The sequence below is a fragment of the Paraburkholderia sp. genome (assembly GCF_028283785.1).
Classification (GTDB): Bacteria; Pseudomonadota; Gammaproteobacteria; order Burkholderiales; family Burkholderiaceae; genus Paraburkholderia.
Genome location: NZ_JAPWKB010000019.1, coordinates 1,339,733 through 1,362,284 on the forward strand (window position 1 = coordinate 1,339,733; position 22,552 = coordinate 1,362,284).

Genomic DNA, 22,552 nt, shown 5'->3' on the forward strand with positions numbered 1-22,552 from the left:
GCCGCGACTCAGTTCGCGTCCGCTGTATCCGCATCCGCATCGTCGAGATCGTCTTTCGCTCTTGCACCACGTGCAGCAGCATGATTGCGAAAGTCCTTCGAATGCAGCCCGTGCTTTTTAAGCAGCATCTGCAAATGCGAGCGGTTCATGTCAACCCGCCGCGCCAGCTCGGCCACCGTGCCGCCGACTTCATGCAAACCGCGTTCGAGAAATGCCTTCTCCGCTTCGTCGCTCGCCGCGCGTTTGGCGTCGCTGAGCGACAGCAGACTCGACACACCGGCCGTCGCGTTCGATCCCGCCAGCAACACGCTATCCGCCGCAGCCGACGCATTCAAACCCGACCCAGCCAACGACACGGGCCTGACATCCACCGGTAAGTGATCGACATCGGCGATATCGCCGGCGAGACATGAGATCCGGTAGATCACATTGCGCAATTCGCGGATATTGCCCGGATACGCATACGTCAGCAGAAAATCACGCAGACGCGGGGTCAAGCGGATCGGCCGGCGTTTCAATGCGCCGGCGGCTTCATCGCCAAACCACTGCAATAGCAGCGGTATTTCATCGCGCCGCTCGCGCAGCGGCGGCAACGTGACGTGAATCACGCTCAGCCGATAAAACAGGTCCTCGCGAAAACGCCCTTCTTCGCTGAGGCGTCGCAGATTACGATTGGTCGCCGCCACGATCCGCGTATCGACCGCGATGGCTTCATCCGAGCCGACCCGCTGAATTTCATGCGACTCCAGCACACGCAGCAATTTCACCTGTCCCTGTAACGGCAATTCGCCGATTTCATCGAGGAAGATCGTGCCGGTATGCGCGCTTTCGAATTTGCCTTTACGGTCGTTCGACGCGCCGGTAAACGCGCCTTTCTTATGACCGAATAGTTCGGATTCCAGCAGATTTTCCGGAATCGCACCGCAGTTGACGGAGATAAACGGCTTGTCCGCGCGGCCGCCGTTCGCATGAATGACCTTCGCCATCAACTCCTTGCCCGTGCCGCTCTCACCATCGATCAACACGGGGAGATCGGTCGGTGCGGCCTTTTCCGCGATTTCCAGCGCCTCCAGCAACTTCGGGTTATCGCCGAACGTGCCTTCGAAGATAAAACTGCGTTCGAGCAATGCCTGACGCCGCGCGCCACGCGATTGATCGACCCGCACCGGTTCGGCCACCGCCTGCACGAAGCGCTCTTTGTGCGACAGTTGCATCACCTCGTCGCGCAACGAACTCGCCTGCCGCAACAGCTTCTCGATATCCGCACGTTCGAGTCGCGACGACCACCGCAACGTAGACCGCAGAATCTCGATACGCTCGATCAAACCCGCATAGGAAACCGCGGGGCTGGCGTCTTCAACCTGGTCGAGGATTTTCATGCGGCGCTCAACTGTTTCTGGACGAGCTGGTAATACATGCCCTTGCGCTGCACGAGTTCGTCGTGCCTGCCCTGTTCGACGACGGCGCCTTCGTACAGCACCAGAATCTTGTCGGCACGCATGATCGTACTGAGCCGGTGCGCGATGATGACGGCGGTGCGTCCCTTCAGGATGTCGTGCATGTTGCCGAGAATATTGCTTTCCGACTGCGAATCGAGCGCCGAGGTAGCTTCGTCGAACACCAGCAAACGCGGGTCGTGATACAGCGCCCGCGCGATGCACAGCCGCTGTATCTGGCCGCCCGACAAACCGATGCCGCGCTCGCCGACGATCTGTTCATAACCGAGCGGCATCTTGGTGATAAACGCATGGGCGTCGGCCATTTTCGCGACTTCCTCGATACGTCGGCGGTCAGGCGAGTCGTCGCCGCTGGCGATATTTTCGGCAATGGTTCCTGAGAACAGCAGATTGCTTTGCATGACATAGCCGATCTGTGCGCGATAAAACGATTTGTCGATGGCGTTGATGTCGTATCCGTCCACGCTCATCTTGCCTTCGCTCGGCGCATAGAAGCCCACCAGCAGTTTCGCCAGCGTGGTCTTGCCCGAACCGCTGCGACCGACGATCGCCACCAGTTCGCCCGGCTTGATGTCGAAGCTGATGTTTTCGAGCACGTAGGCGCTGTCGCTGTCGCCATAGCGGAAGTAGACGCCGTTCAGGCTGATCTCGCCTTGCAGATCCGGCAACACGACGCGCGAAGGCAGATCTTGCGGCTTCTGCTCAGGCTCGATATCGAGCACGTCGCCTAGCCGTTCCATCGCAACGCCCGCGTCGTTCAGCATGCTCCACAACCCGACGAGCCCCATCAACGGACCCAGCACGCTGCCCATGAATGCATTGAATGCGATCAGTTGCCCGATGGTCAACTCGCGCGCCAGCACCAGATTCGCGCCGACCCAGAGAATCGCGATTGTCGTCGCGGCATTCAGCAACTGACTGCCCATGCCGACGAGAATATTGAATGCCTGCGCGCGGTACTGCACTTCGAGCGCCTTCACGTATTTCTTTTCCCAACGCAAACGCACCGGACGTTCTATGCCCATCCCCTTGATCGTCTCGACACCGGCCAGCGCCTCCATCAGAAACGCCTTCGAATCCGTCGATGACGTAAACACCTCGCGCGCATAGGCCTTTATTTTCGGTGTGGCCAATGCCGTCAGCGCCATGATCGGAATGACGAAAGCAATCAGCACCAGCGTCATTTTCACGTTGTAGACGAACATGATCGAGAAGTAGATAAACACCATCAGCAGATTCAACGCCGTGGTAACCGTCGATTCCGTGAGGAACGCGCGGATCGTCTGGTTCTCCTGGAAGCGCGCGAAAATGTCGCCGGTCTTGCGCTTTGCAAAGAACGAGAACGGCAGCGACATCGTGTGTTTGAAGAACTGCGACATCATCGAAAAATCCATATTGCGCACCATGAAATTCGCGAGGTACGCGCGGATCGTCGCCATCAGTTGAGAGAACACGTTCGATACGATCAAGCCCGCAATCAGAAGATGCAGCAGGCTCACGTTCTCGTGAACGATCACGCCGTCGAGAATATTCTGGATGATCAGCGGCGGTATGACGCCAAGCACCTGAATCACGAATGTGGCCAGAAACAGGTGCCCGAGTATGGTTTTGTACGGCCGCAAATAGCCGATGAAACGAATCCACGGCGATCGCGATGCGGACAGCTGCACGAGGTTGTCGCTGGCGGTGAACAGCAGACAGGTGCCGCTCCAGCCGCGCTCGAAATCCTCGACGCTCATCTTTCTGAAGCCGACGCCGGGGTCGGCAACCCACACGGTGTCTTTCGATACGCCGTACACGACGACGTAGTGATAGCCCTCCCAGTGAACGATAAACGGCAGATCGAATCCTTTAAGCGAATCGAACGTGCATTGCACGCCACGCGCCGTAAAGCCCAGCGCTTCGCCCGCTCGCGCGAGACTGTCGAGCGTTGCGCCTTGCGTAGTCACGTTGGCGAGTTCGCGCAGCTTGCCGAGCGTCATCGGAATGCCGTAATGGCGACACACCATTGCCAGACACGCGGCGCCGCAATCCATTTCCTCGGCTTGCTCGACCAGCGCAAACCGCTTGATGACCTTCTCGCCGAACTCCGGCTTCGTATGCAGATCGAGAATCAGCGGACGCTTGCGCCGTTGCTCGATACGCTTTTGACGCTGCAATTCGCGGTCGCCGTAACGGATGCGCTCTTCGAGCACCTCCAGCAGTTTCGGATTGCGGCCGAGAATAAAGTGTACGGTGCGCTCCGGAATCACCAGCAGCCGCGCATCCGTGACGGCCACCACCGACGCACTCTGTTCCTGCCGCAGCAAGCACGCCTTCTCACCGAAGATCTCGCCTTCGCGCAACGTCGCAAGCGGATAGTCGTTGCCGTCCTCGTGCCGCACGATGCGCACCTCGCCTTGCCGCACCACATACAGACGGCGATCGTCGCGCGCATCCTGTTTCAGGATTTCCTTTCCCGCACTGACACGTTTGACCCCGACACTGCGCACGTATTCTTCGAGTTCTTCCTTGTTGAGCTTGCCGCGCAGATCGAACAGTTGCGCCACGAACCCGCCCGCCGAACTGATCGCGACGTAACTCGCCACGAACGCCAGCGCCGCCTGATTCGCGGCGATCACCGGTTCGATCGCGGCGCGCGGAATCAGCAGGATTTCGGTTTTACCCGACGAACGCACCGAGCATTCATGCGCATACGGACGCAGCATTCCGATCTCGGCAAAAATCTCGCCGGTCTTGCGCACGCCCATGCTCAGTTCCTTGCCATGCTCCTCGGTGAAAATCCGGACCGAGCCGGACTTGATCACATACAGCCCTTCCGACGGATCGCCCGCATGGTCGACCGTTTCGCCAAAGCCATACGCACGCAATTGCGCCTGTTGCGCGAGACGTTCGAGTTCTTCGCGCGTGAATGGCGACAGGATCTCGACCGTGGCCAGAAAATCTGCCGCCGACGGCGTGGACGGAGTGAGCTGCGGAGCGTCCATGAGTTAGCGCGCCTCGATCACATGTTCCTGCGAGCGCGCAATCAACCACTCCTCGCGCAGCAGGCGCTTCACTTCGGACGCGACATCGGCATCGAGCGTTGCCGGATATTTCGCGGTCACGGCGAAGATTTCATAACATGAACGGTCCGGCGACGGAAACGGTCCGAGCAGATCGCCCACGGCCGCGTTGAATATTTTCGCTTCGATGTCCGCCTTGAGGGACCCGCGCAACACCTTGCCGATGATGCCGCCCGCATCGCGCGTATCGGCGATCGAATGTTCGCGCGCCATCTCCGCAAATGCATCCGGATCGTCATGTAGATACGAGACCATTTCCTTCGCCTTGCCCTCGCTATCCAGAACGATGTGGCTAACTTCGACGGCATCGAACTTCGGTGAATTCAACGAAAAGTACTCTTCGACCGCCGCTTCGTTGCCAACCCTCTCCAGCATCCGTTCCTGAAACAAACCATCGGTAATAAAGGCCTCGAATTCATCGAGACTCACACCGAGCGCATCCAGATACTGGTTCATGTCGGTGGCGCGATGCAGTCCGCGCACACGGCGGAACTGGTCCGCGCGCGCCTGAATATCGTCGGCGGACACGGACAGACCCTGCTTTCTCGCTGCGTGCACCGTCAGCTTGTCGCGCACCAGTTGTTCGATCAGGCTTTCGAACTGGCCGGTCAGTTTTAGCAGCCGTATAAATTCGGCGACATCCACGACTTCTTCATCGATTCGCACAATCGCGGTCATCTCTTCCGCTCCTTTTTTTGCCATTGAATCGGGTAGTCGCAGTGCCGTGCGTGGTGCGCGCGCTGCGGGCCTACAGGTGTTCTTGCAGTCAGCCGGCGAGTTGCCTGAACGGGTCGAGCCCGAGATCGATCAGGCGCCGTTCGCGCACGACGATTTCCGCAATCGCGGTCATCCCATAGCGCAGCGGATAGCGGTTATCGGCGATCTGGTAGTAGTTGCGATCGAGCGTCACACGACCTTCGTAGACCGGTTGCTTGTCCTGCGCCGACAGTTTGGTCGCCGGAGAAATGTACGCAAGCGTGCCGCCGATCAGCCCATAGCGCTGATACGGAAACGCATTGAACTTCAGCTTGACGGGCATGCCTTCACGCAGAAAAGCGCGGTCGCGCTCGGCGATTTCGATCTTTACGACCTGACGCGCGTCTTTCGGCGCAATGCCGCCGAGCGGCGCGTTCGCCTGAATCTTGTCGCCCGGTTGCGTGGACGTCACATCGGTGACAACGCCTGCGGTCGGCGCGAGGATCAGCAGGAAATTATCCTTGTCGATATTCTCGAAACGGATGCGCGCGGCCGCGTCGGCAGCGAGTCGCGCGGCTTGAACCTGCAGACGCAACTTGTCTTCGGCGGTGGCGATATCGCGCATCGTCGCGTCGTACTGGATCTGCAGATTGATCGACTGCTGGCCGCTGGTTTCGAGCTGCTCGTTCGCCTGCGTGTATTCATGACTCAGCCGCGAGCCGAGTTCCGCAAGCCGCGACTGCGCGACGCGATAGGCGTTCTCCGCCTCCAGTGCCGCGTTTTTCTTTTGCTGGACCTGCAATTGCGACACGCCACCGCCGCCCGTTTGCGCGAACAATCGCGAGTAACTGTCGGCTTCCTGGCGCGTCGCATCGCGTGTGACGCGCGCGCTGTCGAGCACGCTGCGCGCTTCCGCGAGTTGTGCCTTCTGACCTTCGGCGAGCTTCGTCGTGCCTTCCGACAAGCGGTTTTCGTGTTGATGCTCTTCCACTTCGATCTGCTGCTTGAGCGCGGCGGCCTTTCGCTCCATCAGCTCCTTGCGTTGCGGAAACTGCTGCCATTCGCGCTCCGCATCTTCGAGCTTCAATTGCGCCTGCAATGCATTCGCGGCAGCTTCGACCGCGCCACGCGCGTTCAGCCGCGCGAGCACGTCGCCTTTCGAAACCGGCTGACCTTCGGCCACATAAACGTCGGAGAGTTCGCCGTCGATCGGCGCATAAAAACGCCGTACTTCCGACTCCGGCGCGAGCGCGCCCTGTGCATTGACGATCACGTCCGCGCGTCCGATAAACGACCACAGCAGACCCGCGACCACCAGCCCGACCATCGTCAGGATCAGCAGTCGCGCGAGCCGCACCGGCTCCGCCGTGAGGATCGCGATGCCCTCGGCGCTATGGTCTTCGAGCGCTTCCGACAGCGGCCGCGGATGACCGTCAGGGTGACTATCGCGTTTCATTGCTGTCGCCTCCGATCAATGCGAGCTTGGCCTGCAACACGCCGGGTTCGAGCACCATGCGCAAGTCTTCGAGTGAACGTCGCTGCAAATCCGCTTCGTCGTCGATATCGCTTAGCAGCGAGTCCCAATCGTCCGGATGCGTGGCCTTCAGCTGCGTGTAAATCTGGATGCCCTGTTGCGCGGAAGTCCGTGCATCGGACAACAACCGCGCCTCGCTGCGAAAACGTTCGGAGATGCCCGTTTCGAGCCGCTGCGCGCCTCCGATCGATCCACCCGCGCGGTATTGACGCCACGCGCTTTGCGCCCGCGCCAGCATCGCCTGCGCACGCGACAGCGCCTTGTCGCGCATCGCGGTCACATCGGTCTGCACCGCGCGCACGTACCACGCGTCTTCGACCGGATCGAGCGCGCCGTAAAACGCCAGCAAGCGATCGTCGTAGCCGCCCGTACCCCGCGCCTTCCGAACCTCGGCATACTGATCCGCGACCGCTTTCTTGTGCGCCTGCTCTTTACCGAGCGCGTCGGACCACGGACCCGCAGGTATCGCCTGAAGCCCGGCGAGCGCCTGCTGGCTGTCGCCGCGTTGCCATGCCGCCGTGACCGCATCGTGGCGCGCAATCACATCCGTGGACGGCAGACGACTGGTCTGCAACTGCTGGAATTGCGCCTGAAACGGCGGCGTCGAAAAATGCGCGGTCTTCAACGAAGCGAGCAAGGGCACCAGCCGACGCGCGAGCAGATCGTTCAGCAATTGCGTGTAGCGGCGCAAGTCGTCGCGAAGCCGGTCGAGTCCCGCGAGACGCGGATAACGCTGCGCGTAATCGTCGAATACCGATGGCAGCGCATCGGGCCGGTCGCGCGCGAGCTCGGTGGCGATCGTCGTATTCAGCCGGTCGATTGCCGCCAGATAGACCGAATCGTCGCTCTGCAATTTGCGCAGATGACTCATCGCCTGAGCGTACGGTTCGTTGAATGCCGGAACGTACGACGCGACGCGATCGAGCGTGCGTTGATGATTTTGCGCATCGTCATTCCAGCGCCTGAGCAGATCGTTAAGCGTGGGTTCGTCGGCATAGAGCCGGATCGGCGCATCCGGGCCGCCACGACCCGTTACGAACCGCTCCAGGTCACCGACCCACTGCAATTCGACGATTAGTGCGCTCGCGTCCGAGTTCGGCGCACCGAGTGCTTTCATCCGCTCGATGGTCGCGCTTGCGCCGTTGAAATCACGCCGGTTCAGCGCGCTGAGCCAGGTCGGCACCAGCGCCTTCATCAATGCCTCGGTGCCGAGCGCCTTGTATTGCGTGTCCGACGGATGACTCTTCAGATGATCGTTGGCGAGACGCGACGCGGTTTCGTAATTGCCCGCGGCGAGCATGTCGCGGATTTCGCGCTCGCTCGCGCCACGCATGTGCAGCGCAATGCCGACCGCAGCAATCGCCACGACCACGAAAAAGCCGCCCCACGCGATGCGCCGCACTGCCGTCCGGTCGTTTCCCGCGAACGCGCGGCTCATTTCCGTCAACAGCACCCGTCCTCTCGACGGCGGACGGGCCGGACGCGGCGTCCGGATCGCGAGCGCATCGTGCCGGTCGTGACGGTCGTGCTTTTCCTGTTTGACGAGATCGGTCGCGGTTGGAATCGACGCGTCGTTGATCTCGTCTTCGCGCTGCATCGCGCGATCGACGCAGAAAATCTCGAGGAACGAATGCGCGGCGCCTACGAACAGGGTTTTGTCCGCATCCGACGCTTCCGCCGCCTGTTGACCCTGTGCATGAGTACTGGCCGCGCCCGGTGCCGGGAGCATTTGAGTGACCGTCGGTTCGATTACTTCGTTGTTATGCAGCGCGAGCTTGTAGACGAAGTGATCGCCACCGAATGCGACCACGTCGCCGTCGTTGAGCGGCACCGCGATTTCATCGAGCCGCTTGCCGCCCACGAAAGTACCGTTGGTGCTGCCGAGGTCTTCGATAAACGGCGTGCCGCCTTTCAGGAAAATATGCGCGTGACGACGCGAGATGTAATTGACCTGATGCGGAAAGCGCTCTTTGTAGCGCGCGAACAGATCGTCGGCTTTACTGACCAGAAACGGAAACGCGTGCACATCGATCGGTTGCAGTCCGAGATCGGACCGTTCCGGATGCAAGGTCAGCGACACCGCCTGCGGTGCACGCGGTTTGACGACCCGCGCGCGCGGCGCGATACCCACGCGGTACGACAGTTCGCCGCCGAAATTCAGTTCGTCGCCTGCGCGCACGCGGCTTGGAATCTGTTGAACCGCGACGCCGTTTAGCGTGGTGCCGTTCTTGCTATCGAGATCGGCGACATAGACGTCGCCCAGTTCCATGAAAATGCGCGCGTGCCGGCGCGACAGTTTGGTCAGCAGTTCGCGCGGGTATTCGTCGAACGGTGCTTCGCTGCGGCCTATCGCAAACAGTTCGTCGCAGATCCGGATTGCGCCCAGCGCCGGATGAGAAACAGGCGACAGCACGATGTCGAACGCATCGGCCTGTGTCGCATGTATCTCAGCAATGGAAGCGTCGCCGGGGTTCATCGTCTGGATCACTAAGCGTTTACCCGTTGTTGCGTCGGCAACAACGGAATGCCGGCGCGGCGCCGCGCGCAAGCATGATTCGACCGAACCGCCCGGGCGGCGGCCTGAATGGATTGTAAGTCACACACTGCGGTAGTCAATTGCCGGATTTTCCCGTTGACATACGCATTTCGATGGACACGTGATGCACTTTCTGTGATTTCGGCGAAACTGCCCGTGCGCACGATGCACCACGAAAACCGGTTGATTCGCACGCGAGGTGTCGCTATTTTTCCGACACTTGCGCCTGCACATCCACCGCAGGCCAACCGCCGCCCAATGCCTTGTAAAGCAGCACCGTATCCGACAGATTCTGCTGATGATTAGCCAGCAACGCCTGTTGCGCCTGAAGCAGCGTGCGCTCGGTTTCGAAGACTTCGAGTTGCGACACGACGCCCTCTTTCAGTTGCGCCTCGATTTGATCCGCGACCACCTGCAAACGCGACACTTCCTGCTGCAATTCGGTGCGTTGCTGGCGGTCCGCGTTCACATTGACGAGCGCGTTTTCCACTTCTTCGAAAGCGCCCATGACCGTACGCCGATAGTCCTGCTCCGCCACCGTCGTTTGCGCCTGCGTGGTCTTGACATGGGCTCGCACGCCAGGATCGAGCAACGGAATGTTGATGCTCGGCATAAAGCCGTACGTGAACGACTTGAGCAGATCGGTGAGCGCGAAACTGGCGGTGCCGCCGTGCCCCGTCAGGCTGATCGTGGGCAGTTGCGCGAGCTTGGCCTGGCCGACGAGGTCGTACGCTTCGAGCACACGAAACTCGGACGCCACGACGTCCGGGCGACGCGACAACAATTGCGCGGGCAAACCGGCGGGAACCGGCGGCAATTGCACACGCTGCTGCAAATGACCGGTGGCGAGACGGAATTCACCGGCGGGCGTACCGATCAACGTCGAGAGCGCATTGTTGGCGAGATCTCGCGAGCGACGCAGTTCGAGCAGATCCGTCGTCAGGCGATTGATTTCCGCCTGCTGACGCAAGACCTGCGTCTTCGGCACGAGGCCGTTGCGATTCATCCCGTCGAAGATCGCGAGAATCTTGCGGTTGGTTTCGAGCGTTTGCTGTTGCTGGTCGATCTGGTCGTCGAACTGGAGAATCTGGAAATACGTGGTCGACACGTTCGACACGAGTTCGAGGTAGCCGGCGCGCCAATCCGCTTCCGTCGCGTGAAATTCGGCCTTTTGTGCCTGCACGCCCTTCTCGACCTTGCCCCAGATATCGATGTCCCAGTTCACCTGACCGCCGAGGTTGTATTGCTTGCTGAATGCCTGGCCGGTGGTCTTCTGGAAGTTCGCACCCGCGCCGAGATCGGCGGTCGGCAACGCGCCTGCATGCGCTTCGGCGATCTGCGCGCCGGCCACCTGAATACGTGCCGCCAGCGACTTGATATCGAAGTTGCCGCTGATGGCCTGCGCGATCAGTCGATTGAGTTCCGGGTCCTGAAACGCAGTCCACCAGTCGGGTTCGATCGTCTCTGCAGCGGAAACGATCTTGCCGCTGTTGTCCGTCCACGCCGTTTTTTCCGGCGTATCCGGGCGCTTATAGGCGGGCATGCTGACATCCACGCACGCGCACAGCATCGCAGCGCATACGGCGGCTGCACCGATCGAAAGCAACGAATTCACGATACTCTCCAGTGGGCGCCAGGGGTTCGGTCCGAAGACCGGTTGGGTCGGCGCATCTGTTTGTCTGTTCGCAAATGACTAAGGCATAGGCCGTGCCATCTGCGTCAGCAATCGTGAATTAGCCTCGAAAAGCCCTGTAAACACGGGGTAAACCGAATGAGGCGCCAGCGCGGCCTACGCTGGTTCATGCGCGCAAGCATGTCTGGGTGACGGCTCGCGCCCAACACAGCAACACAAATCGTTGGTCCGGATAAAACATGTGGCGATCACGTGACGCGTGTCGCATGCGTCGCGCGCATCAGCGAGCGATCACTGTAATTTTCTTCGAATAAATCGGCGGGTTGTGCGGTATATGCATATCGTCGCCCATCAACAGTTGCAGCGTGTGACGACCCGGCGGCAGCGTGATCATCGTCTCGGTTTCGCCTGCGCCGAAATGCAGGTGATTCCGGTCGGAGGGAATTTCCTGGTCCATCGGCGGCAGATCGGTATCGATCAACAGGTGATGGTGACCGGTGTTCGGATACTTGACGCCCTTCGGTGCGACGCCCATGAAGCGCAAGCCGAACCACACGCGAAACGGTTTGTTCGCCTGCACGACCTGGCCGTCGTTCGGATAGCCGATGTACGCGAAGGCGCCCGGCGGCGCTGGCGTCGTGCCCGCGTAAGCGGATGCGCTGACGGTCGCCGCGGCCATCGTGGCAAGCGCGGTGACGACAGCAAAGGCCGCAACAGCAATGATCCTGGACATGGCGTTCTCCGTCGCGGCCCGCTATTGCACGGTGATGGTGATCTTTTTCGAATACACCGGTGGCGAATGCGGTACGTGGTTGTAGTCGCCAAGCAGCAATTGCAGCGTGTGTTTGCCGGGCGGCAATTCGATACGCGCATCGGTTTCACCGGCACCGAAATGCAGATGATTGCGATCGGATGGAATCTCCTGATCGAGCGGCGGCAGATCGGTGTCGATCAATAGATGGTGATGCCCGGTGTTCGGCACGTTCACGCCTTTCGGACAGACACCCATATTGCGCAGTCCCATCCGCACCCAAAGTTTGCCGCCGTGAATCACGGCGCCGTCGGCGGGCCAGATGATGTATTCCTCGGCATTCGGCGGCGAAGGCGTGAGTGCGGGCGCCGCCTGCACAACCGCGCATAGCGCGAAACACAGCGCGAACACAGCGTTAAGCACCACGGTTCTTCGCATCGCGCATTCTCCCGAAGAATGATCGGGTCGCCCCTCGCACGCCGGCGTTGCGGCGCGCACGACACACGACGATCCAGTCGCGGACGCGCGCGACGGATGCATGGATGTGTGTTCAGGAACGACCGGTGAAAACCCCGATCAGTGCTGCGACGATCGTGCTTTAGCTTAGGTCGGAACTGCGTAAAAAGAAACGCCACTGTCGTTTTTGTTCCGACTCCTGAACAGCGTGCTATGGTTGTTAAGCGCTACATCGCTGCTTTAAACGTGATTGCGGCGCGCATGCGAAGCGCCGTCTGCGGGCGTCGCACAGTGCAGCAGTCGTTGCGGGAACGGGATGCATGACACCCCGATGTTCGGTCCAGACAAACAGGATTTGAATATGTGGCGAAAACTCCTGCTGGTTGGCATGGCCGTCGCACTCCAGATTCATATGATCGGATACGCGCATGCGGTGCGCACGCATGCTTCGCCCGACACCGGCAACGTGCCGCGCATCGCGCTCGTGATCGGCAACGACGATTATCCCGGCGGGGCATTGCACAATGCCGCGCGCGATGCCTACAGCATCGGCAATGCGTTACGCGCGCGCGGCTTCGACGTCATCGCGCGAACCAACGCAACGCCTCGGCAAATGTCCGAAGCACTCGACACATTCAACGCGCGTCTGAAGGCAGGCGGTGTTGGCGTGTTCTATTTCGCGGGACACGGCTTCCAGTTGCACGGCGACACGTTACTGGTGCCGGCCGGCACCGATGTCGACGCACCCGCGCAACTCATTACGTCGGCGTTCAATATGAAGCGTCTGCTTCAGGTCCTGGCAGCGCCGCGTGCGCATATGCGCAATGTGATCATCGTCGATGCATGTCTGAACGATCCATTCGGGAATCGTGATACATCGATGGCGTCAACTCAAAAAGCACTGCCACCGCGCACCATCGCGACCTTCGCGACCGCGCCCGGCGAACTCGCAGACGACGGCGCTTATCACGGCATTTTTACGGCGAGCCTGGTGGATGCGCTATCCGCATCGCACGCGCCGACACTCGACGACGCGTTGCAACGCGCGGCGTCCGATGTATCCGCAGCGACGCATGGGCGGCAACGTCCGTGGCATGCATCGTCTTACGATCGTTCGTCCACTTCGACACCGGCCACGTTGCTCGCGGCGTCGCCGAGTGAAAACGAAGACTTGGACGGGGCACGCCATCGCGGCATTTTGCCTAAAGACAGTAACGAGCAATACGAGTTGTCGTTCTGGGATTCGATCAAGGACAGCACCTACGCAAGCGATTACGAAGCCTATTTAAAGGCCTATCCGAATGGACGCTTTGCGCCGCTTGCGAAGGCGCGCATCGATCGGTTGAAGGCGTCGTCGTCGGCTGCGCCCAAACCGGCGGTGACGCCAACGCCTGCACCCGCAGCGCCGTCACCTGTGCCCGCTGCGCCGCAACCGTCACATGCAGCGTCGGCGACGCCCGTTCCGCAAGCCACGCATGCAGCGCCGCCACCCGTCGCCACGCCACCCGCCGCAGCGCCGCCAACGCCCGCGCCGCAAACACCTAAGACCGCGTCGGCCAATACGACGGCGGTCACCAACGGCACCGAGAGCAAGGACTGCGCGACCTGTCCGGTGATGATCGCCATTGCGCCCGGCGCGTTCACGATGGGCAACAAGGCGTCCGACCCATCCGAGCGGCCGCCGCATCGTGTGACGATTGCCGCGCCGTACGCGATCGGCAAGTTCGAAGTCACTGTCGAGCAATACGGCGCGTGCGTTGCGGCCAATGCATGTACGAAATTGACGCCGGAGTCGAATACCGTCAAGAACGCACCGGCACGCGATCTGAGTTGGGACGACGCGCAGCAGTACGTTAAATGGCTGACGAAAACCACGGGCAAGACTTATCGTCTACCGACGGAATCCGAGTGGGAATACGCGGACCGTGCGGGCACTTCCACTACGTACTGGTGGGGCGATGCGATGCGCAAAGGCGTCGCCAACTGCACCGAATGCGGCGATCCGTATCACAAGGAAGGCCCCGAACCGGTCGGCACGTTCGCGGCCAATCCGTACGGCCTTTACGACATGAACGGCGGCGTCTGGGAATGGGTCGGCGACTGCTGGCACGATACCTATCAGAACGCACCTGCCGACGGCACCGCGTGGGACTATCCGGGCTGCAATATGCGCGTGATTCGCGGCGGGTCGTGGCGCGAAGGCGCGAGCTATATGCTGACGTCCACGCGCTTCAAGTACAGCGCGAGCGTACGTCAATCGCAGGATGGCTTTCGTGTGGTGAAGGAACTGAAGTAACGCTGATGGGGAGTCGCACGCGGTAGCGGCCTTGCAAGCCGTGCCGATCAGTTGCCGCGCGCGCGCGTGGTGATCGGCGCGATGTCGGCGAGGATCTTGTCGCGTCCGTATTTACCCGCGATCTGCGACAGACGCGTGTCGAGTGCACGCAGATAATCGGCGCGCGATTCGCTTTCGGGACGCAGGCTATCGAACAACGGCACGGGTGTAACCAGCAACACGACGAGTTCTGAGCCGAACGGTTTCGAAATGATCCAGTCGCCACCGCCGCCGATCGTCGCCGAGTAGCGCGGCGGCGCCTGATTGTCCTTCGCGCGCGGCCCCGGCACCATATGAACCACGCTGCCGTCCAGCTCGTAGTAATCGATGTTCACATACGAGTTGTACGGTGGCGTCGATACATCGACGATCAGCGGATCGCCTTCCGTCAGCAAGCCCGTGGCGGGCCGCACGCGCAGCGACGCGGCGTGCCCGCTCTGCCAGTTATGCGTCCAGAACGGCGCGAGGCTTTTGATCGTGTTGCACTTGTCGTCCGAAAGCGGCGTCACGTCGACATTCAGCGTATCGACGCCCGGCGCGAGACTCAGTGCATCCTTAAGACGCGCGGCGCCGTAGCGTTGCGACACGAATCCGTTGACCTGTAGCGCATGATCGCGCACCGAAGCCGATAACGCCGAGCACGGCGCCTGCGCGAGCAACGGCGCGACAGCCGCCATCGTCACCGACGCATCGACGCCCTTTCCGCTCGGCGCGGGTTCGGCGGACGCGTTATCGCGGCGGATCGCGGGTTTTACCGCCGACCCGCTGGAACGACCGTTTCCTTCCAGACTCGCCGACGACGCCGCCGATGCGGAAAACGCCATCGGCGCGGTCGGCGCGGCCTCGTGCGAGCCCGACGACGAGCGGAACAGGTACACCCCTATGCTTGCCACCGCGACGCCCGCCAGCGCCGCCAGGCCAAGTGCACGAACGTTCGGAGGAACATGCGGCGCGGTTCGTTTCGCGGAGCGTTCGTCGGCGCCGAACTCTTCCATGAACCGGTTGACCGTCGGCGTTCGCGCGTCGCGATCGAACGACAGCGACGCACGCAGCGCACGCCATTGACGCGTGCCGATATTCTCGGGCCGCTCCGGTTTTCGACCGGCGCTGCGCGCCTGGATCGCCGATTGCCGGTCGAACGGATGACGCCCGGTCAGCAGTTCATACGTGATGCAGCCGAGCGCGTAGATGTCGTCACGCGGATCGGGTTCGCGATGTTCGAGCATTTCCGGGCTTGCATAGGCGGGCGTCAACGCGCCGAGACTGCCGGGATCGAACACGGTCGCATCGCTTTCCTCTTCCGGCCGCTGAAACACCCGCGCAATGCCGAAATCGATCACTTTCACTTCGCCGCCATCGGTCAGGAACACGTTCGCGGGTTTGAAATCGCAATGGACGAAACCGCGTTCGTGCGCATATGCGAGCGCGCCGCACATCCCGCGGATGATCGGCAGCGCCGCGCGAACCGGCATCCCGTGAAAATCCTTGCTGCGCATGAACTGGCTGAGCGGCTTGCCGGTGAGGTATTCCATCGTCAGGTAGACGATGACGCCGTCGCGGTCGAAATCGTAGACCGTAACGATGTTGCGATGCGCAAGCACTTGCGCCTTGCGCGCTTCGCGTTGCAGCGCGATCAGCGATTTCGGGTTGCCGCGAAACTGGACGTTCAGCACCTTGATCGCGAGATAGGGCTTGCGATCCGACGCCTCGACCTTGCGTAGATCGAGCGCCTTATAGACCGAACCCATCCCGCCGACGCCCAGGCATTCTTCAAGCACGAAGCGGTGATTGAGCGTGTCGCCGGTGCCTTTGACCTGATCGTGACCCGGCGCGGGCGTCGGCGTCGGACCGCCGGAAGGATCCGACGCCGACGGTGGGAATGCGTAATCCGGACGGGTTTGCAGACGCGTTTCTTCCGCGCTCGTGACGCGTTGCGCCGCGGGCAGCTGTTCGATCCTGCGACGCACTTCGGCGTACAGGTCTGACGGCAATGGCATGCGGGCGTGCGCCTCGCCGAGAATATCGAGCAGGCGTGCGGGGCCGGGGCCTTCCGTCGTGAGCGTACTGTCGACCTGCGCGACGAATTCATCGCGCGAAAGTCCGCCGCTCTGGTAATCGCGAATCACATGCGCAAGGCTAGCCATTTGTGCAGAGCGACGCAGCTCCCGATGGACTCATGAAGCACCTGTCATAACAGGTTACATGTGCTGATTCGATACTAGGCCGCACATAACTCTTTCGCAATCCAGGATTGCCCACGAAAGCCATGTGCGACGCGCGTTTGCCACACGGTTTCCGGCTGCACAACAGCGGCCCGCGAGCGGTGTTGCGTGTGTGCCAACAGCGCGGTTCCGGTTGTTGGCGCGACGCCACCACCTGAATGCTTTGCACCGTTCGCCGATCCGGCGTGGGCGATCGCGTTGCAGCGTGTGCGCCCTTTCGTGCCTGAATTCCAGCTACTTTCGCGGGTTCGCGAGCTCATGCTGGCACGACCTGTGCACTATAGTCGTCAACGCAAACGAGGATACCCGGAACCCAACCATCCGATCCGCCAATCTTCAGGAGAACTGTGATGAACACGCTGATAATCAAAGATCTGACCGTTATCGAATCGTTGGACCGCCGTGCAATGTATACGGTGCGAGGCGGCTTTCAGATGCCTTCATTCGACTATTTCAATTTCAATCCGTTGACGATGGATTTCAGCAAGCACGTCACGGCATCGCAGTCGAACACGACGTACATGTCGATCAACGCATTGGGCGCACCGAACTCGACAGCAGGCGTGGTGGTCACGCCGACAGTCAGCAACGCGAATACGATCTACCAGGGCTAGGTAGACGAATACGAATGGACCGCGAGGGGCCGCGGTCTGGCGACGAAGTCCGGGGAAACGGCGGCTTCAAACGCCGATGAATTACCTATACTCATAGATGCGAGAGAGACACGCGAGCGGCAGGCCGATGGCTTCGCCGCTCGTTTTTTGCGCTTCGCGGACGGGATGATCGACGATGCGCGGCCGTGGTTGATTGTGTGTGGAGTGATTTTATGGCGACGATAAAGATTGACGATCTGACCGAGAGCGTAGTGCTCGATCGCGAGGCGATGGCCGCGATTTGCGGTGGGGCGCGGAGGTTTTTTGTGGTTGCGCCGATTGTCGAGGAGCGGGGACGGGTTGTGGAGTTCGGGGGCGCCGTTGGAGGTGCCTTTGGGAAGGCACGGAAGGGGGAGTCTGGTTCTCAGGGCAAGGTGGGAGTGGATTCTAGTGGGGTGTAGAGGTTCTTTTTCGCGTGCGCGGCCGGGTTTTTGCGCTGGGGTGGTTGGTTTTATGTTGGCGTGCGTGGGCTGTTTTTCGCGGTGGTTTGCCTGGATCGGTCCTGTGCGGGACCGGTGCGGTTTGCGGTTTGCATGGTGTTGGGTTGGTTGCCTTTAGCGTCGCGTGCGCGTCCTGTTTTCACGCTGGTACGCCTGGATCGTCCCTGTGCGGGACCGCACCTACTTTTCTTTGCTCGCGCAAAGAAAAGTAGGCAAAAGAAAGCGCGTTTACACCGACACTTTGTAGCGAGTGGCGTCTACTGACTTTTGGGTAGTGGACCGCGCACGATTTGAGTTGCCGCACCGCTTAAGCGAGTGACAAGGCAGTCATTCGGTCCGGCTGTTCGCTCCGCGACAGCCGTTGGGCACAGCCCCGTCTTTTTCTCTCGGCGCCATTCGCGCGCGGCACTCCGTTCGTCACAAAACCCATTTTCCTGGCATGCGCCGGCCTGTTCCCGCGCGCAAAATTCCAGGTTACGCAGAACGTCGAAACCATCGTGAAGGCGGGTGAATGCCATGGCGGAAACCGGCTCTTGAGCAGGGCGTCTGGACCGTCTTGAAGGCTGGCAAATCCGGGCTTTGAGCCGACGCCGGAATGGTCCTAAAAAGAGCAAATGCCGTGCGCAAACCGCGCTTTGGGCTGGACGCTGGAACCGTCGCGAAGGCGAGCCAAGGCCGTAGCGCTAACGGGGTTTTGAAGTGGGCTACCGCCGCGAAGCGGGCGGGATGTGCGGGCGCGGATCACCACGAAAAACAGACCGGCAACTCCAAACGTGCGCGGTCCACTACCCGTTAGTCAGTAGACGCCACTCGCTACGGAGTGGCGGTGTAAACGCGCTTTCTTTTGCCTACTTTTCTTTGCGCGAGCAAAGAAAAGTAGGTGCGGTCCCGCACAGGGACGATCCAGGCAGACCAGCGTGAATACAGGACGCGCACGCCACGCCAGGAGCAACCAAACCAACGCCATGCGAACCGCAAAACGCACCGGTCCCGCACAGGGACGATCCAGGCAAACCACCGCGAAAACAGGACGCGCACGCCACACCAGGAGCAACCAAACCAACGCAAAGCGAACCGCAAACCGCACCCGGTCCCGCACAGGGACGAACCAGGCAAACCACCGCGAAAACAGGCCGCGCACGCGACACCAAAAGCAACCAACCTAACGCCATAAACACAGCCCACGCACCTATGGCATATTGCACAAACCAAACCAAACCAAACCCCACACCAAGGAGCCCAAATGCCAGAAGACAAAACCACCCCTATCGACCCCCAACTCGTCGACCTCGCCCGCGAGGTCTTCGACCTGGCGCGTCGCGGCGACGCCACCATGCTCGCCGCTGTCATCGACAAAGGCGTCCCACCCAACCTCCGTAACGAGAAAGGCGACAGCCTCGTGATGCTCGCGGCCTATCACGGTCACGCGGACGCTGTCCGCACGCTCATCGAACGTGGCGCCAATCCCGATCTGCAGAACGATAACGGCCAGACGCCACTCGCGGGCGCGGCATTCAAAGGCTTTAAAGAGGTCGCCGAAGTGCTGCTTGCCAAAGGCGCAAACGTCGAAGGCGCGTCCCCTGACGGCCGCACGGCACTGATGATCGCCGCGATGTTCAATCGCACCGATATGGTCGATCTGCTGCTCGCCCACGGCGCCAACCCGCAAGCCCGCGACGCAAGCGGTGTCACCGCACTCGACGCGGCCAACCGCATGGGCGCAACCGATACGCCCGCGCAACTGCAAAAAACCCAGCCCTGACGACTCACGTCCGCGAGCGGCACGCGCGGCTTTCGCGCTACTTCAGCCCCAGCCGCCTCGCGAGACGATTCAGGTTCGCCCGGTCCAGCCCGAGTTCACGCGCGGCCGCCGCCCAGTTCTGATTGTTGCGCGCCAACGCGTCGAGCAGCAGCGTCCGCTCGAAAGTGGTCACGGTGCTACGAAAATCGCCGCCCGCTTCCGCCGCCCCCTGCGACGCGGCGACGCTCACGCCGTCGCTGCGTTCGTCCGCGAGGGTCGACAAGGCCAGGTCCGCCGCGCCGATCGTCACGATCCGTTGACGCGAGCGATTCGCGGACAACGCCGACAACGCCTTCAACGCGCTGCGCCCAATCAGATGCTCCAGTTCGCGCACATTCCCCGGCCACGAATAACGCAACAACGCGGCCTGCGCATCGGCAGCGAGCCGCAGACTCAACAGACCCAGCCGCGCGCGATTCTCTTCGAGGAAAAAACCGGCCAGCAGCAACACGTCGCGGCCGCGCTCGCGCATCGGTGGCACGCGCAGCGGATACACAGTCAGCCGATGGTAAAAATCCGCACGGAAGCGCCCAGCGCGTACTTCGTCGGCCAGATCGCGATTGGTCGCGGCGATCAACCGGACATCCACCGTGTGATCGCTGTCCGAACCGATCCGCTGCAACTGCCCGTTCTGCAACACGCGCAGCAACTTCGCCTGCACTGCCAACGACAGCTCGCCCACTTCGTCCAGAAAAATCGTGCCGCCGTCGGCGAGTTCGAATTTGCCGCGACGGTCGGTCGATGCCCCCGAAAACGCACCACGCACATGCCCGAACAGTTCGCTTTCCACCAGCGTATCGGGCAACGCCGCGCAGTTCAGGCTGATCAGCGGCTTCGACGCGCGCGGCGATAACGCGTGGATCGCGTTTGCGACCAGCTCCTTGCCGACGCCGGTTTCGCCGGTGATCAACACGGTGAGATCGCTGCCCGCGACCGTTTCGATTTCGTGGATCAGCCGTTTGTGCGCCTCGCTGCTGCCGATCATCTCGCGACGGCTTTGCCCGCCGCTCGCCTGCCGATACGCCTCCGCGCGACGCCGTTCCTCCTCGCCGGTGCGCGCCAGCGCATCGATCCGCTCCACCACGCTCACCGTCGCCGCTGCAAGACTCAGAAAGGCCTGCAACGACGCCATGTCGATAGGGTCGAAGCGGGCCGGGTCGAGCGCGTCGAGCGTCAGCAAACCCCAGACGCGACCGCCGATCAGCAACGGACAACCGAGGCAATCGTGCACTTCGAGATCGCCTTCGACGCCTTGAACCAGTCCGTCGTACGGATCGGGCAGATCGGAATCGGCGGCGAATCGGGTCGGTTCGCTTCGCGACAGCAACTGCACGAAACGAGGATGGTCGGCGACACGAAAACGCCGCCCCAACGTGTCGCTGCTCAAGCCGTCGGTGGCGAGCGGCACCAGCGTGTCGCCGCTCAGCCGCAACAGCGCGGCGGCGTCGCCCGGAAACAACGTCAGCATGCTCTTGAGCAAACGCCGGTAGCGCTCGGTTTCGGACAGGTCGAGCGACAGATCGTGGATCAGCGGCGTCAGCACGTCGAGTAGCGAGCGCGCAGTCAATATGACCTCTGATGCAGTCTTTTTGACGAGAGTCGAATGAACCATTTGATTTTGCAAGCCACTGATTTCAATGATGTTTAATTCTGGCACAGAAACTGTATTAGAGAGCAACAACAGTCGCGATCCGGCTGACTTGTCAACTCGAACAGGACCACACCATGCTCTCGCCCGAACACCGCGTCATCGTCAAAGCCACCGTTCCGCTGCTCGAAAGCGGCGGCGAGGCGCTCACCACGCACTTCTACGCGAAGATGCTGCGCGACTATCCGCAAGTGCGTCCGATGTTCAACCAGACGCACCAGGCGAGCGGCGCGCAGCAACGCGCGCTTGCCAACGGCGTGCTGATGTACGCACGGCATATCGACGAACTCGAAAAACTCGGCGGCCTCGTCGGTCAGATCATCAACAAGCACGTCGCGCTGAATATCCTGCCCGAGCACTATCCGATCGTCGGCACCTGTCTGCTGGCGTCGATCCGCGAAGTGCTCGGCGAAGAGATCGCCACCGACGCGGTCATCGACGCGTGGGCCGCTGCCTACGGTCAGCTCGCCGATCTGCTGATCGGCCTCGAAACGCAGATCTACGACGACAAGGCCCATGCACCGGGCGGATGGCGCGGCACGCGGCCGTTCCGTGTTGCGCGCAAAGTGCGCGAGAGCGACGAGATCACGTCGTTCTATCTGCAACCGGCCGACGGCGCTGCGATCCTCGATTTCCATCCGGGCCAGTACACCGGCTTGCGCCTGACCATCGACGGCGACGAAGTGCGGCGCAACTACTCGCTGTCCGCCGCGTCGAATGGTCGCGAATATCGCATCAGCGTGAAGCGCGAACCGAACGGCAAGGTGTCGAACTATCTGCACGACGCGGTTCACGAAGGCGACACGCTCGATGTCTTCACCCCATCCGGCGACTTCCGGCTCGAACCCGCCGACAAGCCGCTGGTGCTGATCAGCGGCGGCGTCGGCATCACGCCGACGCTCGCGATGCTGCACGCAGCACTCGACCAGGGCCGCGACGTGCACTTCATCCACGCCGCGCGTCACGGCGGCGTGCACGCGTTCCGCGACACGATCGACTCGCTCGCCGCGCGTCATCCGCAACTGACGCACTTCTACTGCTACGAGCAACCACGCGACGGCGACCCCGACGCGCACGGCACCGGTCATCTGAACGAAACGCTGCTCGATCGATGGCTGCCGGAAGATCGTGACGTGGACGTATATTTTCTCGGTCCCGTGCCATTCATGAAGGCGATCAAGCGGCATCTGAAGGCAGTCGGCGTGCCGGAATCGCAAAGCTGTTACGAGTTCTTCGGACCGGCGTCGGCGCTCGATTAAGCCTTTGAATAGCGGCTAAAAAAGATAATTGAAGTCGAAGCCATGGTTTCAACACGCGGCATCGAA

The 22,552-nt window shown here is 61.3% G+C and carries 14 protein-coding genes; 4 read left to right on the top strand and 10 right to left on the bottom strand.

The window, feature by feature from the left end; genetic code table 11:
• Positions 1-8: 8 nt before the first annotated feature.
• The 8 genes from PW947_RS28240 to PW947_RS28275 form a co-directional block, all read right to left on the bottom strand.
• Positions 9-1,379, bottom strand: coding sequence for a sigma-54 dependent transcriptional regulator (locus PW947_RS28240; RefSeq protein ID WP_299635655.1), 1,371 nt, complete (start codon positions 1,377-1,379; stop codon positions 9-11).
• Positions 1,376-4,444: a peptidase domain-containing ABC transporter gene (locus PW947_RS28245; RefSeq protein ID WP_299635656.1), complete on the bottom strand. Its 3,069-nt coding sequence runs from the start codon at positions 4,442-4,444 to the stop codon at positions 1,376-1,378. Before PW947_RS28245 ends, PW947_RS28240 begins: the two co-directional genes overlap by 4 nt.
• Before the next feature lie 3 nt (positions 4,445-4,447).
• Positions 4,448-5,200 (bottom strand): peptidylprolyl isomerase, encoded by a 753-nt coding sequence (locus PW947_RS28250; protein WP_299635657.1) that lies wholly within the window; start codon positions 5,198-5,200, stop codon positions 4,448-4,450.
• Positions 5,201-5,288: 88 nt separating this feature from the next.
• Positions 5,289-6,674 (bottom strand): HlyD family efflux transporter periplasmic adaptor subunit, encoded by a 1,386-nt coding sequence (locus PW947_RS28255; RefSeq protein WP_299635658.1) that lies wholly within the window; start codon positions 6,672-6,674, stop codon positions 5,289-5,291.
• Entirely contained in the window at positions 6,661-9,228 is a 2,568-nt protein-coding gene (locus PW947_RS28260) for an FHA domain-containing protein (protein WP_299635659.1), read from the bottom strand. The genes PW947_RS28255 and PW947_RS28260 overlap by 14 nt, the downstream gene beginning before the upstream one ends.
• A 265-nt stretch (positions 9,229-9,493) precedes the next feature.
• Positions 9,494-10,858 carry an efflux transporter outer membrane subunit gene (locus PW947_RS28265; protein ID WP_299636067.1) on the bottom strand — a complete coding sequence of 455 codons (1,365 nt, stop codon included), beginning with the start codon at positions 10,856-10,858 and terminating at the stop codon, positions 9,494-9,496.
• A gap of 343 nt (positions 10,859-11,201) precedes the next feature.
• Positions 11,202-11,654 (bottom strand): DUF4399 domain-containing protein, encoded by a 453-nt coding sequence (locus PW947_RS28270; protein ID WP_299635660.1) that lies wholly within the window; start codon positions 11,652-11,654, stop codon positions 11,202-11,204.
• Between the two features lie 21 nt (positions 11,655-11,675).
• Positions 11,676-12,110, bottom strand: coding sequence for a DUF4399 domain-containing protein (locus PW947_RS28275; protein WP_299635661.1), 435 nt, complete (start codon positions 12,108-12,110; stop codon positions 11,676-11,678).
• 379 nt (positions 12,111-12,489) lie between these two features.
• On the opposite strand from PW947_RS28275, the gene PW947_RS28280 reads away from it, so the two are divergent.
• A complete protein-coding gene (locus PW947_RS28280; protein WP_299635662.1) occupies positions 12,490-14,424 on the top strand; it encodes an SUMF1/EgtB/PvdO family nonheme iron enzyme in 1,935 nt (644 codons plus the stop codon).
• 47 nt (positions 14,425-14,471) lie between these two features.
• Here the strand turns inward: PW947_RS28280 and PW947_RS28285 are convergent, their stop codons facing one another.
• Positions 14,472-16,607, bottom strand: coding sequence for a serine/threonine protein kinase (locus PW947_RS28285; protein WP_299635663.1), 2,136 nt, complete (start codon positions 16,605-16,607; stop codon positions 14,472-14,474).
• A 428-nt stretch (positions 16,608-17,035) separates the two neighbouring features.
• Here PW947_RS28285 and PW947_RS28290 point away from each other — a divergent pair, with 428 nt between their 5' ends.
• Together PW947_RS28290 and PW947_RS28295 are read left to right on the top strand one after the other, a co-directional pair.
• Positions 17,036-17,299 (top strand): hypothetical protein, encoded by a 264-nt coding sequence (locus tag PW947_RS28290; protein WP_299635664.1) that lies wholly within the window; start codon positions 17,036-17,038, stop codon positions 17,297-17,299.
• Between the two features lie 1,722 nt (positions 17,300-19,021).
• Positions 19,022-19,540, top strand: coding sequence for an ankyrin repeat domain-containing protein (locus PW947_RS28295; protein WP_299635665.1), 519 nt, complete (start codon positions 19,022-19,024; stop codon positions 19,538-19,540).
• A gap of 37 nt (positions 19,541-19,577) precedes the next feature.
• Here the strand turns inward: PW947_RS28295 and norR are convergent, their stop codons facing one another.
• A complete protein-coding gene (norR, locus tag PW947_RS28300; RefSeq protein WP_299635666.1) occupies positions 19,578-21,191 on the bottom strand; it encodes a nitric oxide reductase transcriptional regulator NorR in 1,614 nt (537 codons plus the stop codon).
• 113 nt (positions 21,192-21,304) lie between these two features.
• Between norR and hmpA the strand changes: the two genes are divergently transcribed.
• Positions 21,305-22,486, top strand: a complete 1,182-nt coding sequence (gene hmpA, locus PW947_RS28305) for an NO-inducible flavohemoprotein (protein WP_299635667.1) — start codon at positions 21,305-21,307, stop codon at positions 22,484-22,486.
• Positions 22,487-22,552 lie beyond the last annotated feature (66 nt).

Excerpts from the sequence above, each read along its gene's own strand:
- hmpA (WP_299635667.1), top strand. The coding sequence starts at position 21,305 with ATGCTCTCGCCCGAACACCGCGTCATCGTCAAAGCCACCGTTCCGCTG.
- PW947_RS28255 (WP_299635658.1), bottom strand. The coding sequence starts at position 6,674 with ATGAAACGCGATAGTCACCCTGACGGTCATCCGCGGCCGCTGTCGGAA.
- PW947_RS28265 (WP_299636067.1), bottom strand. The coding sequence starts at position 10,858 with ATGCTGTGCGCGTGCGTGGATGTCAGCATGCCCGCCTATAAGCGCCCG.
- PW947_RS28240 (WP_299635655.1), bottom strand. The coding sequence starts at position 1,379 with ATGAAAATCCTCGACCAGGTTGAAGACGCCAGCCCCGCGGTTTCCTAT.
- norR (WP_299635666.1), bottom strand. The coding sequence starts at position 21,191 with ATGGTTCATTCGACTCTCGTCAAAAAGACTGCATCAGAGGTCATATTG.
- PW947_RS28250 (WP_299635657.1), bottom strand. The coding sequence starts at position 5,200 with ATGACCGCGATTGTGCGAATCGATGAAGAAGTCGTGGATGTCGCCGAA.
- PW947_RS28285 (WP_299635663.1), bottom strand. The coding sequence starts at position 16,607 with ATGGCTAGCCTTGCGCATGTGATTCGCGATTACCAGAGCGGCGGACTT.
- PW947_RS28275 (WP_299635661.1), bottom strand. The coding sequence starts at position 12,110 with ATGCGAAGAACCGTGGTGCTTAACGCTGTGTTCGCGCTGTGTTTCGCG.
- PW947_RS28270 (WP_299635660.1), bottom strand. The coding sequence starts at position 11,654 with ATGTCCAGGATCATTGCTGTTGCGGCCTTTGCTGTCGTCACCGCGCTT.
- PW947_RS28260 (WP_299635659.1), bottom strand. The coding sequence starts at position 9,228 with ATGAACCCCGGCGACGCTTCCATTGCTGAGATACATGCGACACAGGCC.
- PW947_RS28280 (WP_299635662.1), top strand. The coding sequence starts at position 12,490 with ATGTGGCGAAAACTCCTGCTGGTTGGCATGGCCGTCGCACTCCAGATT.
- PW947_RS28245 (WP_299635656.1), bottom strand. The coding sequence starts at position 4,444 with ATGGACGCTCCGCAGCTCACTCCGTCCACGCCGTCGGCGGCAGATTTT.
- PW947_RS28290 (WP_299635664.1), top strand. The coding sequence starts at position 17,036 with ATGAACACGCTGATAATCAAAGATCTGACCGTTATCGAATCGTTGGAC.
- PW947_RS28295 (WP_299635665.1), top strand. The coding sequence starts at position 19,022 with ATGCCAGAAGACAAAACCACCCCTATCGACCCCCAACTCGTCGACCTC.